This is a genomic window from Myroides injenensis M09-0166 (genome assembly GCF_000246945.1).
GTDB lineage: Bacteria > Bacteroidota > Bacteroidia > Flavobacteriales > Flavobacteriaceae > Flavobacterium > Flavobacterium injenense.
Window position 1 is genome coordinate 17,691 of record NZ_BAEX01000040.1, and the last position, 12,798, is coordinate 30,488.

At 33.1% G+C, this 12,798-nt stretch carries 10 protein-coding genes; 1 reads left to right on the forward strand and 9 read right to left on the reverse strand.

Annotation, left to right across the window (positions count from 1 at the left end; all coding sequences use genetic code 11):
• Positions 1-4: 4 nt before the first annotated feature.
• The gene (locus RH98_RS08135) at positions 5-622 is read right to left on the reverse strand and encodes a hypothetical protein (protein ID WP_010252883.1); all 618 of its coding nucleotides are present in this window, start codon (positions 620-622) and stop codon (positions 5-7) included.
• 52 nt (positions 623-674) lie between these two features.
• Positions 675-1,736, reverse strand: a complete 1,062-nt coding sequence (locus tag RH98_RS08140; RefSeq protein ID WP_010252884.1) for a tyrosine-protein phosphatase — start codon at positions 1,734-1,736, stop codon at positions 675-677.
• 644 nt (positions 1,737-2,380) lie between these two features.
• Here RH98_RS08140 and RH98_RS08150 point away from each other — a divergent pair.
• A complete protein-coding gene (locus RH98_RS08150; protein WP_010252885.1) occupies positions 2,381-3,859 on the forward strand; it encodes a catalase in 1,479 nt (492 codons plus the stop codon).
• Positions 3,860-4,008: 149 nt separating this feature from the next.
• On the opposite strand, the gene RH98_RS08155 is transcribed toward RH98_RS08150, so the two are convergent.
• From RH98_RS08155 to RH98_RS08185, 7 genes are all read right to left on the reverse strand, one after another.
• Entirely contained in the window at positions 4,009-5,040 is a 1,032-nt protein-coding gene (locus RH98_RS08155) for a linear amide C-N hydrolase (protein ID WP_050996120.1), read from the reverse strand.
• 74 nt (positions 5,041-5,114) lie between these two features.
• A complete protein-coding gene (locus tag RH98_RS08160) occupies positions 5,115-6,428 on the reverse strand; it encodes a cryptochrome/photolyase family protein (RefSeq protein WP_010252887.1) in 1,314 nt (437 codons plus the stop codon).
• Positions 6,429-6,553: 125 nt separating this feature from the next.
• Positions 6,554-7,984, reverse strand: a complete 1,431-nt coding sequence (locus RH98_RS08165; RefSeq protein ID WP_010252888.1) for an anion permease — start codon at positions 7,982-7,984, stop codon at positions 6,554-6,556.
• A gap of 21 nt (positions 7,985-8,005) precedes the next feature.
• Positions 8,006-9,187: a porin gene (locus RH98_RS08170; RefSeq protein ID WP_010252889.1), complete on the reverse strand. Its 1,182-nt coding sequence runs from the start codon at positions 9,185-9,187 to the stop codon at positions 8,006-8,008.
• Between the two features lie 4 nt (positions 9,188-9,191).
• Positions 9,192-9,944 carry a succinate dehydrogenase/fumarate reductase iron-sulfur subunit gene (locus RH98_RS08175; protein ID WP_010252890.1) on the reverse strand — a complete coding sequence of 251 codons (753 nt, stop codon included), beginning with the start codon at positions 9,942-9,944 and terminating at the stop codon, positions 9,192-9,194.
• A gap of 11 nt (positions 9,945-9,955) precedes the next feature.
• Entirely contained in the window at positions 9,956-11,875 is a 1,920-nt protein-coding gene (locus tag RH98_RS08180; protein WP_010252891.1) for a fumarate reductase/succinate dehydrogenase flavoprotein subunit, read from the reverse strand.
• Positions 11,876-11,887: 12 nt separating this feature from the next.
• A complete protein-coding gene (locus RH98_RS08185; RefSeq protein ID WP_026038811.1) occupies positions 11,888-12,538 on the reverse strand; it encodes a succinate dehydrogenase cytochrome b subunit in 651 nt (216 codons plus the stop codon).
• Positions 12,539-12,798: the final 260 nt, after the last annotated feature.

The following is a 12,798-nucleotide window of genomic DNA, read 5'->3' on the forward strand; positions in this document are numbered from 1 at the left end:
TAAACTATTGACGCCAAAGCTCTACATCTTGTATTTTTATCTCTTTTACTGTATTACCTTTCTTATTTCCTACTGCATCCTCAAAAACTACCCAATACATTAAGCTTCGTTTAGAATTAGGATTTGTATAGATACAGCTTAGCAGTGGAGAGTCATCTTCATTGCCTTTCCCATTTTTATAAGACATTGGTCTAGTACAATATTTTGACAATTCTTCATAATTTGTATTGTAAACATAATCTTTGTCTTTGTAAATTGTCTTACCTGTTTTATCAAGGGTATATTGACTATTAACCAAAAATCGAATGCTGTAATAAGGCTTATTATTTAGTGATAATCGCTCTACTGATAAGCGATCGTCAGTAGCTGATTTATATTTTGTAAAGTATAATTTATCTCCTTCAAATCGTTCATAGATACTATAATCCATATCTCCTTCTTCTAGCGCTACATTAGATGGTGTCATTGTTTGAAGTAAGTTTTTTACGGCAAGTGTATCTATTGTATTTTCAGTTACTAATTCCATTAGTTTGCCTACCTTACCTCCAAATGTATTAATCTCTTGTGCTTTGATTGAAAACACAATTAAAAAAGTACCTATTAATGCTATTATCTTATTCATAATTTATTGTCTTTACTAAAAATTTAATATTGTTGTGTCACTAGTCTATACCTTAGTCAGTAAATTTAGTAATATACTGTTGTCGTTGTTCTGGTGTAATTTTTAATGCCTTTTCTATATAATTATCCATACTTCCATACTTCTCCTCAATTTCTTCAAACATAGCCTGTATATATTCAGGTTTTATCCATGAAAAGTTCTCAACTACCTCATAATTTAATTTAGGAAAAAAAGTCTTGCCAAACTTGGCTAATTTCATACGCTTGCTAACTGACGCTATGCGATAGTCATTAGACAAAAGATACTCTTCTAAAATAGTTTCTTTATCGACCTTTAGGATACTCAAGATTATTGCACCTATCATACCTGTTCTATCCTTACCAGCGGAACAATGAAATAACGTTGCCTCATCGTTATCCAAAATGGTAATGATAATTTCCCTTACCTTATCAGGATCATGTGTAGGATAAACTTTATAAAACTCTTTGACTAAGTCAGCAGATTGCTCAGGTGTTACTTTACCTTTTATCACATCTTTCTTAGTTTTACTAAACATATCTTCTGAATCATCATAAGCCTGATAATTAAAGTATTCCACCCCGTGAGGCACTCTGTCAGGCTTCTTGTCAATTTCTCGATCAGTACGCAAATCAATAATGGTAGAAATAGAGAGAGAATTGATTTTGTCAAACTCTTTGTTTTTCAACTTATGCAAATGCCCACTTCTATATAGTTTACCCCATTTTACAGTTCTATTCTCTGTTGTTTCAATTCCTCCCATATCTCGAAAGTTATCAACCTTTCTAAAAAAAAGCTGCCTATTTGTCAAGGGAATACTATCCCCCTCATACACTAAGGTAAACATCTCTCTATCTTTATTAGGTAAAGCTATTCGTTGCAAGCCTTCTTCCCCACCCGTTGCCTCAAAACTTTCATTGTTTAGCAATAATTTATCTCCCTCGTATAAGTAAGCTTCATATCCTTTCTTGTGTTCTACGATTTTAGGTCTATTTTCAATAGCAGACATTACTACAGGCTGATATGTAGTTTTATAAGCACAACTTTGAAGAACGACAAAGGCTCCTAACATTACTATCTTATTATAAACTCTCATACAAAAATGGTTTATCTCAAAAATAAGGATATTATTTTGATAATACCGTTTATATCCGTCAGACTATAGATTTACTTCACTTATCACGTATTGACAACATCTATGATAGTTAGTAAGATGACATAAATTCTTTGTTAATAATACACTCCGCAAAAGCACAAACAAAAATAAATACTAGAACTAGGCTAATCTCGTAACCTTCCTATTTTGACCTTATTCTACCATTATCTTCCTTAATCTTCTCTTTTATTCGTAAAAGTTCTTTTTTCTTCCTTTTAAAAACATCCAATACATTACAAATCAAACTATTAATTCTTACGTTAACCCTATTTGTTCGGGAAGGTTGCGGAAGATTCCAGTATTTGTCCGCACTTAGGGGTCGTTTACCGAAGAGCACAGCATGCCTACTACCACAGTTCCCGAACAAATCAATTATAAAAACAACTGTTTCTCTCTGAATAACAAAACTAAGTATAGAATTATCCTATGGCTTACTATTAATTAAAACTATCGTAATAAAAACAACTATTAATTTTTCTTATAGTGAAATTAATTCAAAGTATTGAAATCCCTACTATTCAATCTCTTAACAGCGTAAGTTTGTAAAAGAAAATAAGACATAAAATAATAAACAAAAATAAATTATGGAAAATAAAAAACTAACAACAGCATCAGGAAGACCATATGTAGATCATGAGGATTCTTTAACAGCTGGAGCAAGAGGTCCAGTTTTATTAGAAGATTATATTTTACATGAAAAATTAGCACACTTCAATAGAGAGCGTATTCCAGAAAGAATTGTTCACGCAAAAGGAGCTGGTGCTTATGGTACTTTCACAGTAACAAATGATATTACAAAATATACAAAAGCAAAATTATTCAGTGAAGTTGGTAAACAAACGGAAGTTTTTGTTCGTTTCTCAACAGTAGGTGGTGAAAAAGGATCTGCTGATTCTGAACGCGATCCAAGAGGTTTTGCAGTAAAATTTTACACAGAAGATGGTAACTGGGATTTAGTAGGAAACAACACACCAGTATTCTTTATTAAAGATGCTAAAAAATTCCCTGACTTTATTCATACACAAAAAAGACAACCTCAGACAAATTTAAAATCTGCGACAATGGTATGGGACTTCTGGTCACTTAACCCTGAGAGTCTTCACCAAGTAATGATTCTAATGTCTGACCGTGGTACTCCTTATGGATATAGACATATGAATGGATATGGTAGTCACACTTTCTCAATGATTAATGCTGATAATGAAAGAGTGTATGTGAAATTTCACTTCAAAACTGATCAAGGTATTAAAAACCTTACAGGACCAGAAGCAGATGCTATGAGAGCTACTGATATGGATTATGCACAAAGAGATTTATTTGAAAACATTACTAATGGTAATTATCCAAAATGGAATTTAAAAATTCAGGTAATGACAGAAGAAGAAGCTCGTAATGCTAAAGTAAATCCTTTTGATGTAACTAAAGTTTGGCCACACAAAGAATACCCATTAATTGATGTTGGGGTAATGGAATTAAACAGAATGCCACAAAACTATTTCCAAGATGTAGAACAAGCTGCTTTTGCACCTGCTCATATTGTAGATGGTATTGGTTTCTCTCCTGACAAAATGCTACAAGGTAGAATATTAGCTTACCCAGATGCACAACGTTATAGATTAGGAACGAATTATGAGCAAATACCTGTAAATAGATGTCCATATGCTACCAACAATTATCAACGTGATGGATATATGAGAACAGATGGTAATGGTGGTAGTGAGCCTAATTACTTCCCAAATAGTTTTGACAATATTGAAGTAGATCAATCATATGCAGAGCCTGCAACACCACTTTACGGAAATGTAGCAGATAGATTTGACAGAAATGCTGAAGGAGAAAATGATCACTATAGCCAGCCAGGAAACTTATACCGTATTATGACAGAACAGGAAAAAACTAACAGTGTGAATAATATAGTGGCGTCAATGAGTGGAATTGATGGTCCAAAAAGAGATGAAATCATTGGTCGTCAATTATGTCACTGGTTTAGAGCTGATATGGAGTTAGGAATGCGTATTGCTAAAGGATTAAACTTCGATGTCAACAAACACATGAATGCATAATAATTTTTAATATTTAAGTAATTAAAGTATTCTATTATTTTCAATCCGTACTTTAACTACAAAGTGTTGTTTACGAAAAAAGGTTAGAGCCATTGCGACAATGAGCTCTAACCTTTTACTTTTTTATCTTTTTAAAAGTTTAGAAAGCTTTAAATACCTAAGAATTTAAAAGCTTTTGAATCAACTAATTTTTCATTAACGTTCCCAGCATATTGCTGACTTTTTGATACATCAAGTTTCTTAACTTCTCCTCCTTGACTAAAATCAATATCTTTTAAATCAATCCAAAGTGGCGTTAATGATAATGGATCTTCATAATAATAAACTAAATTCTTTTGATCAGATACCGTTCTCCAACGAGTAGATGATAAATTTGGTTCTCCATCAATATGAACACCATAAGGAACAGAACAATTTCTAATTACACTAAATGTAGCTCCTAGTGCAACTTTAATGTCATCACTTTGCTCTACTGCAGTAGCGTAATACTTAGCTCTTGCAAAACGATCTTCAGAACGTCCAGTACCTGGCAATACTTTATTTCCTGGCAAGTAACTTATATAATCATTAATAGCTAATTGCTTGTCATAAGTAGGCGAATTAGTAACCACTGTATATGATGGATCGTGATACACTACAAGTTTCCCATCGATGTATTCTAACACAGCATTATCTCCTTTGCTATCTGATAAAGTTAAGTGTACAGTTGCTAGTGTTGTTCTACCAGGAGTATTGGCTGTCACAATTATTACAGGATTAGCCTGGAATTCACGAACTGCTTCTTCTACCGTAGCAAAATTATCTAATGCATATTGCGCCCAAAGTGATAAACTAAGTCCTTTATCTTTTCCATTAGGATTGTACTCTGGGTACTGTGATTCCACTAACCATAAGATATTCGCCACTAATCCTTTTTCATTCATTCCATCTGTAGTTGCAATATCAAAAGCCGAAGTAATAACACTACCATATTTTGATTTCCATTTAGCAGAAGCCTTACCTACTTCACCAGTTCTCTCTACTCCACGTGGAAACACCCATATATTTGGCATAATTTCTTCTTTCCAATCCATTGATCTAGCAGTAAGGACTGTATTGTTTGGTCCTTTGTACACCACTCTTGTACATGCTTTAATATCAACTGTATTTAAGCCAACTACACTAAGTAGTCCACCTAACATCAATAATCTTTTTACTTTATTCATACTTGTATCTTTTTTATATAATTATCAATTCTCGAGCCACAATTTAGTTTCTAATAAAAATCATTAAGAAATTTCTTGTAAGTTGCTATTGCTCTTTCTCTTGCAAATTTATGTTCAACAATCGGCTCCCAATAAGTACCTAGCCTAATTTCAGGTAACCATTTGTCTATATATTCATTGTCTTTATCAAATTTCTTTGCTTGTTCTAGTGGATTAAACACTCTAAAATAAGGTGCTGCATCACAGCCACATCCCGCAGCCCATTGCCAATTCCCGTTATTAGAAGCTAAATCATAATCTAATAAATACTGTGCAAAAAAAGCTTCTCCCCATCGCCAATCTATCAATAAGTGCTTAGTCAAAAAACTAGCCACTACCATGCGTACTCTATTATGCATAAATCCAGTTGATATTAATTCACGCATTCCAGCATCTACAATAGGATACCCCGTTCTAGCGTTACACCATAATTCAAATTCTTCCTCATTATTTCGCCAAGGTATAGCTTCATATTTTTCTTTAAAACACCTATTTTCCACAAACGGAAATAAATATAGAATCTGACTAAAAAAGTCCCTCCAAATCAATTCGGATAGCCATACATCATTATGTTCTAAAGCGTATTTTACACATCTACGGACAGATATTGTTCCAAAACGAAGAGCAATGCCTAATTTAGTAGTAGCGTCTTTTGATGGAAAATCTCTATTCAAATTATAATCATCAATAATAGAAGATTCTAAAGAAGGTATTTCAAAACTAAAGTCACTCTTTTCATAACCAATATCCTCGAGTGTAGGCAATATGCTTGTAAATGGATATAGTAAATCTTGAGTTAACTTAATGGTATAATCTCTTAGATAGTCTTCATTTAATTTGCTGCGCCATTGTTTACTATATGGGGTATAAATTTGATAAGGTGAATTATCATTTTTTAATATCTCTCCACCTTTAAATATAACGTGATCTTTAAAAGTATAAAAAGGAATATGTCGAATAGCTAAGTAATCATTTACTTGCTTATCTCTTTGCAATGCTTTAGATTCATAATCTTCATTGCAGTAAACTCCTTGAACATCATAATCATTAGTCAAAGATTCAAAAGCATTTTCTGTTGTAGAATGAAAAACTTTAATACCACTATTGTACTTTTTTAAAAAACTATCTAATTCAACAATGACTTGATAAATATAATCTACTCTCCTATCTTTCTTAATTGTAAATGCTTGAAGAATATCGACATCAAAAATGAAGATTGGTAAGACCTTATAGCCACTTTGTAAAGCTGCACTGAACCCCACATTGTCTTTTAGTCGTAAATCACGTCTAAACCAATAAACTACAATCTTCTCTTTAGCAGTCATAACACTACATTTTTATATTATACCAAGATATAACATAAAAAAAAGCCAAGCTCCTTTTCAATAAAAAAACTTGACTTTTTTAACTATAATTTTTTAATCGTTGGTAAATGAATTAAAATAAGAGATTAGAAATATCCTATCACACTCATCCATCCAGTACCAATTATTAGATAGATTGCTAATAATAATACACCAATGATAATTCCATATAACCACCATGTTTTAAGTTCGACATAGCCACTACCAAAAAATACAGGAGCAGGACCATGTCCGTAATGAGTTATCGTACCATAAATAGACCCCATAAAACCAAGCATCATAGCCAACAGTACAGGTGGTACTCCTAGCGATATTCCCACTCCTAGCAAGGCGGCATACATTGCAGCTACGTGAGCAGTAGCACTAGCAAAAATATAGTGACTTAGAAAATATACAATAACTAATAAAGGATATGCATAATGCCAACTCATTCCTCCCATTTGTGCTTTAACTAATCCACTAAACCAGCTAATGAAGCCTAAATCATTTAATGAACTCGCCATCATTACTAAAACAGCAAACCAAACAATAGTATCCCAAGCTCCTTTTTCAGATTTCACATCATCCCATGTCAACACAGAAGTTAACAATAAAATAGATAATCCAATAAAAGCAGTAGTGGTAGCATCTATACTAAATAAATCACCAGTAATCCAAAGCACTAATAATATTAAGAAAGTAAGTAACATTAAGATTTCAGGAACAGATAATCTTCCCATTTCTTTTAACTTTTCAGCAGCCATCTTAGGTGCATCACCCGTTTTCTTTAATTCTGGAGGAAATATTTTATATAATACAAAAGGAGTAACAATAAAAGCTACTAGACCAGGCACAAAACCTGCAGCTAACCATGACATCCAACTTATATTAACCCCCATATCTGCGGCAAACTTTTGACACATCGGATTACTTGCTGTACCTGTTAAAAACATTGACGAAGCAATTAAATTCATATAGTAACAATTCAATGTCAAATAAGAACCTAATTTTCTATTAGTTTCAGGTTTTGAAGCATCTGAACCAAAGTTCATTGCCATCGATTTCATAATAGGATAGATAATTCCGCCCCCTCTGGCAGTATTACTTGGTATAGCAGGTGCTAAGACTAAATCAGCTAGTCCTAATCCATAAGCTAACCCTAGTGTACTCTTACCAAAAGCTTTAATGAACAAAAAGGCAATTCTATTACCTAATCCTGTTTTTATAAATCCTCTAGCTATAAAAAAGGATATACCAATTAACCAAATTACTTTATCCCCAAAACCTCTTAAACTTAGGGCTATTGATTTACCTGGATTTCCAGGTGCCAATAATTGAAAAAAAGCTGTTAATGCTACTGCAAGCATACACATTGTCCCCATAGGGGCAGCTTTTAATATAATTCCTAATATTGTACTAACAAAAATTGCAAATAAATGCCATGCTTCTTCAGAAACTCCTGTTGGTATAGGGCAAAACCATAGTAATATACCTACGACAAAAGTAATCCCTAAACTCTTAATATTTATATCTTTCATTCTAATGCTCTTTTGGGAATATTATAATCTACATTGAAATTGTATAAATGCTAAATTAGAATTATACGTTTTTGTGTCTTTAATGTTTTCTTTGTAGTTATCAATTTGCATTCCTATCTGTATTCTAGCTCCATAATTTTTTAAGAATTCTAAACTCAACATTGGAGTAAATGTTTGTCTCGCATTTGAGTTTAATTTAGAATTCTCGTCTAAATATTCGTAACGACAAGCAAACTCAATAGCTTGAAAATGTTTTTTACCTACCTCATAGCGAATATTTGGAAGGATATAAAAACTTTTCATAACATAATCATCTAGCTTATCAATGCGAATATCTTCTGGAACACGGAAAAAAGCATTATGGTTAGTACCTTGCTTAGCTTCAGTTTGGAAATCCACACTTAAGCGATCAGTAAGTGGCACTTTAACAGTTGCCTCTACCCCGACAGCATAAGATTTCTCTTTTTTTACTTCAGCTATACCACCACTTACACCTACGTTGAAGTTATGAGTTTTATCTAAGTTAAATAACAATCTACTAGAATAGTGTTTCCCATTATCGTTATCTGTCTTATTTTTTCCGTTACCATTAGTAATCGATAATCCATAACTCATAGGCACTTTACCTAAATCAACATTACCAGTAATGGCTGCCCCCACCTGGAAGCTCATCCAACCATTACTACCAAATAAGTAATAAGAATTAGAATAATCTAGTGCTTTAACAATGTCTACTGGATAAGTTTCCTCCATACCGAATAGAGGTCTGAATTGTCCGATTTGGACTTGAAAATATCTATTAAAAGTATACTTAGCGTATGCGTTTTCAAGGATCTTATTAGTTACTTTTTCATCTTTCGAATCAGCTAAGTTAACTAATGTAATTACTTCTAAATTTTCAGTAATTCGCGCTGTTAGAGACACACGCATTCTCTTTACATCGAATGAATTACTTGTACCTTCTCCATCGCTGTGGTGCAATCCGTCGATATCAACATCTTTTTTGAAATTATCAATGTATCTACCTTGAAAAACACCTCCCAATTTAAACTTTGGAAAAGTTTCATCAACTGGATTAATGATTACTTGTTGTTCAAATACCTGAATAGTATCTGTCACTTGTTCCTGTGCTAAAACTGTAGTGCTGCAGCACAAGGCTGCAGGCACTAAGAGTTTTAGTTTAATTAAACTAAAAAGTCTCATATATCTATTTTTTGAATTTTAAAAAACTTGCACGATTATATTCATAATTCATGCGTGCAATATTAAGCACCGATATACCTTGTGGGCATTCCACCTCACAAGCTTCAGTATTAGAACAGTGTCCAAATCCTTCTTGATCCATCTGCATTATCATATTCAACGCACGTTCTTTTCTTTCTTCTTTAGATTGCGGTAATAAAGCCAACTGCGTAATTTTTGCAGATGTAAATAAAGCCGCACTACCGTTTTTACATGTTGCTACACAAGCACCACAACCTATACAAGCAGCTGAATCAAAAGCAGCTTCAGCCGTTGGATGAGATACCGGAATTGTATTAGCCTCAGGAGCTTGACCTGTATCTACTGAAACATATCCTCCAGACGAAATAATACGGTCAAATGCACTTCTATCTACTTTCAAATCCTTTTTAACAGGAAAACCAGCAGAACGGAAAGGTTCAATTAGTATAGTTTCACCATCTTTGAACTCGCGCATATGCAATTGACAAGTAGTTGTGTTTTTTAATGGTCCATGTGGGTTACCATTAATAACCACACCACATTGCCCACAAATTCCTTCTCTACAATCATGGTCAAATTCAATTGGTTCTTCTTTTCTTGTAATTAACTGTTCATTCAATGTGTCTAACATTTCTAAGAATGACATATGTGTATTGACATTATCAATCGTATAATCTACAAGCTTACCTTCAGATTTACGGTTTTTTTGTCTCCATATTTTTAAATGCAATTTCATAGACTAATTTATTATTTATAACTACGAATAGTTGGTTTTAAATATTCAAATGTTAATTCTTCTTTATTAAGAATAGGTTTTTTATCAAGGCTTCCTGGCCATTCCCAAGCAGAAATAAATTGGAAATCTTCGTCATTACGTTTTGCCTCACCATCTTCTGTTTGGTATTCTTCTCTGAAGTGAGCACCACAAGATTCATCTCTTGTTAACGCATCATAGCACATTAAAACACCTATCTCTAAGTAATCAGCTACACGCCCTGCTTTCTCTAATTCAGAATTCAATGTATCTTCAGTACCAGGTACATTTACATTTTTGTAAAATTCTTCTCTTAATTTCTTAATCTCTTCTATAGCATACTCTAGTCCTTCTTTTGTTCTAGCTAAACCACAGTAATCATAAAGAAGTTTCCCTAATTTCTTATGATAATAATCTACTGACTTATCACCTTTTATATTTAATAAATTATCTAGTTTTTCGATTACTTCTTTCTCTGCTTTTTCAAATTCTGGATGATCAGTAGTTATTTTACCAACTCTAATTTGATCTGCTAAATAATTAGCAATAGTATATGGCGCAATAAAATAACCATCTACAGAAGCTTGAAGTAATGAATTTGCACCTAGACGGTTAGCACCGTGATCTGCGAAATTCGCTTCTCCTAATGCAAATAGACCAGGAACTGTAGTCATTAATTCGTAATCTACCCATAGTCCACCCATTGAGAAGTGAGCTGCTGGCGAAATCATCATTGGTTCTTTATAAGCATTGATACCTGTGATTTTTTCATACATAGTAAACAAGTTACCGTATTTCTCAGCAATTTTAGCTTGACCTTGCTCTCTAATTGCTTTCGAAAAGTCAAGGTAAACAGCATTTTTTAAAGCCCCAACTCCATGACCAGCATCAATTCTTTCTTTTGCTGCTCTAGATGAAATATCACGAGGTGCTAAGTTACCAAAAGCTGGATAACGACGCTCTAAATAGTAGTCCCTTTCTTCTTCAGGAATATCATTTGCGATACGAGTATCATCTGCTTTTTTAGGTACCCAAATACGTCCATCATTACGTAAAGACTCAGACATCAGCGTTAACTTCGACTGGTAATCTCCTGATTGTGGTAGTGAAGTTGGGTGTATTTGTGTCCAACTTGGTGAAGCAAAGAAAGCTCCTTTTTTATGTGCTCTCCATATTGCTGAACCATTACATCCCATAGCAAGAGTAGATAAATAATAGATTTTACCAAATCCACCAGTTGCTAAAACAACAGCATGTGCAGCATGTTTTTCAATTTCTCCAGTTTCTAAATTACGTACAATTACTCCTCTAGCTCTCCCATCAATAACTACTAAATCTAACATCTCGTGAGAAGAGAACAATTGTACTGTCTTTTTATGTACTTGGCGCATTAATGCTTGATAAGTACCTAATAATAATTGTTGTCCCGTTTGACCTCTTGCATAGAAAGTTCTACTAACTTGAACCCCTCCAAAAGATCTATTATTTAGATATCCTCCGTATTCACGTCCAAAAGGTACACCTTGAGCAACAGCTTGATCAATTAAATTAACTGAACATTCTGCTAATCTATATACGTTAGCTTCTCTCGCTCTAAAATCTCCCCCTTTTAACGTATCAACGAACATACGATAAACACTATCTCCATCGTTTTTATAATTCTTAGCAGCATTTACACCACCTTGAGCAGCTACAGAGTGTGCTCTTCTTGGTGTGTCCTGAAAACAGAAAGACTTCACATTATATCCCATCTCACCTAAAGATGCTGCTACTGAACTTCCTGCTAATCCTGTTCCAATTACGATTACGTCTAATTTCTTTCTATTCGCTGGGTTTACCAAGCGAGCAGTTTTTTTATAATTTGACCATTTATCCTCTAGTGGTCCTTGTGGAATTTTTGCATCTAACTTCATTACAACAACTTGTTAATTAGTAAAATAAATATAAATAGGCATTAAAGCGAAACCAACACATATGATTACAGAATATATAATTCCGAAAACATTAATCCATTTCACAAACTTAGGATGAAATAAACCTAATGTTCTTACTCCACTCGAAATACCGTGTATTAAATGATAACACAATGCAGCCATCGCTACTACATATAGAATCACTAACCAGCCATTTTGGAAAGACTGAACAACTACATCATATAAATCTTTATGACCATACTGATCTAATCCTATTGCTCCAAACTTATATTGATACCAAAAATTTTGAAAGTGTATTACAATAAAAATTAATACGATGGTCCCAAGTACCCCCATATTTCTACTGTACCACTTACTTGCTCTACCTCTGTTATCTTTTGCATAAGAACCTCCTGCCTTTTTATTTTTCATAGTAATAATCAACGCGTAAATCGCATGTCCTATTATCGATAGATATAGTACATAGGAAACCATTTTAACGATAAAATTCCCTGTCAAAAAACTAGAATAAGCATTAAAGTTTTTACTGGCTTGTGCTGGCTCTAAAAATAATTGTGTATTTCCTAAGAAGTGAATCAATAAGAAAAAACACAAGAATAATCCTGTCGCGGCCATCACAATCTTTCTTGTTAGTGTGTTCATTTTTGAAACTGTTTAAAATAAATAAATGCTCTTAATTTTACTTTCTATAATTTTTTATAAAAGTATTACACAAAAAGTACCATGATAATGATAAATATCACAACAGACATTTTTTTTGCAGATAATACATTTTTCACATAAAAAATAGCCATAGAAACCTTTTTTTACATAACATAATAAAATTATCAAATATTTTTAAGATAAAATAATCAAAACAATTAATAATAAACTTATTTTTGATTATAGAACCATTATAAATA

Excerpts from the sequence above, each read along its gene's own strand:
- RH98_RS08135 (WP_010252883.1), bottom strand. The coding sequence starts at position 622 with ATGAATAAGATAATAGCATTAATAGGTACTTTTTTAATTGTGTTTTCA.
- RH98_RS08140 (WP_010252884.1), bottom strand. The coding sequence starts at position 1,736 with ATGAGAGTTTATAATAAGATAGTAATGTTAGGAGCCTTTGTCGTTCTT.
- RH98_RS08150 (WP_010252885.1), top strand. The coding sequence starts at position 2,381 with ATGGAAAATAAAAAACTAACAACAGCATCAGGAAGACCATATGTAGAT.
- RH98_RS08155 (WP_050996120.1), bottom strand. The coding sequence starts at position 5,040 with ATGTTAGGTGGACTACTTAGTGTAGTTGGCTTAAATACAGTTGATATT.
- RH98_RS08160 (WP_010252887.1), bottom strand. The coding sequence starts at position 6,428 with ATGACTGCTAAAGAGAAGATTGTAGTTTATTGGTTTAGACGTGATTTA.
- RH98_RS08165 (WP_010252888.1), bottom strand. The coding sequence starts at position 7,984 with ATGAAAGATATAAATATTAAGAGTTTAGGGATTACTTTTGTCGTAGGT.
- RH98_RS08170 (WP_010252889.1), bottom strand. The coding sequence starts at position 9,187 with ATGAGACTTTTTAGTTTAATTAAACTAAAACTCTTAGTGCCTGCAGCC.
- RH98_RS08175 (WP_010252890.1), bottom strand. The coding sequence starts at position 9,944 with ATGAAATTGCATTTAAAAATATGGAGACAAAAAAACCGTAAATCTGAA.
- RH98_RS08180 (WP_010252891.1), bottom strand. The coding sequence starts at position 11,875 with ATGAAGTTAGATGCAAAAATTCCACAAGGACCACTAGAGGATAAATGG.
- RH98_RS08185 (WP_026038811.1), bottom strand. The coding sequence starts at position 12,538 with ATGAACACACTAACAAGAAAGATTGTGATGGCCGCGACAGGATTATTC.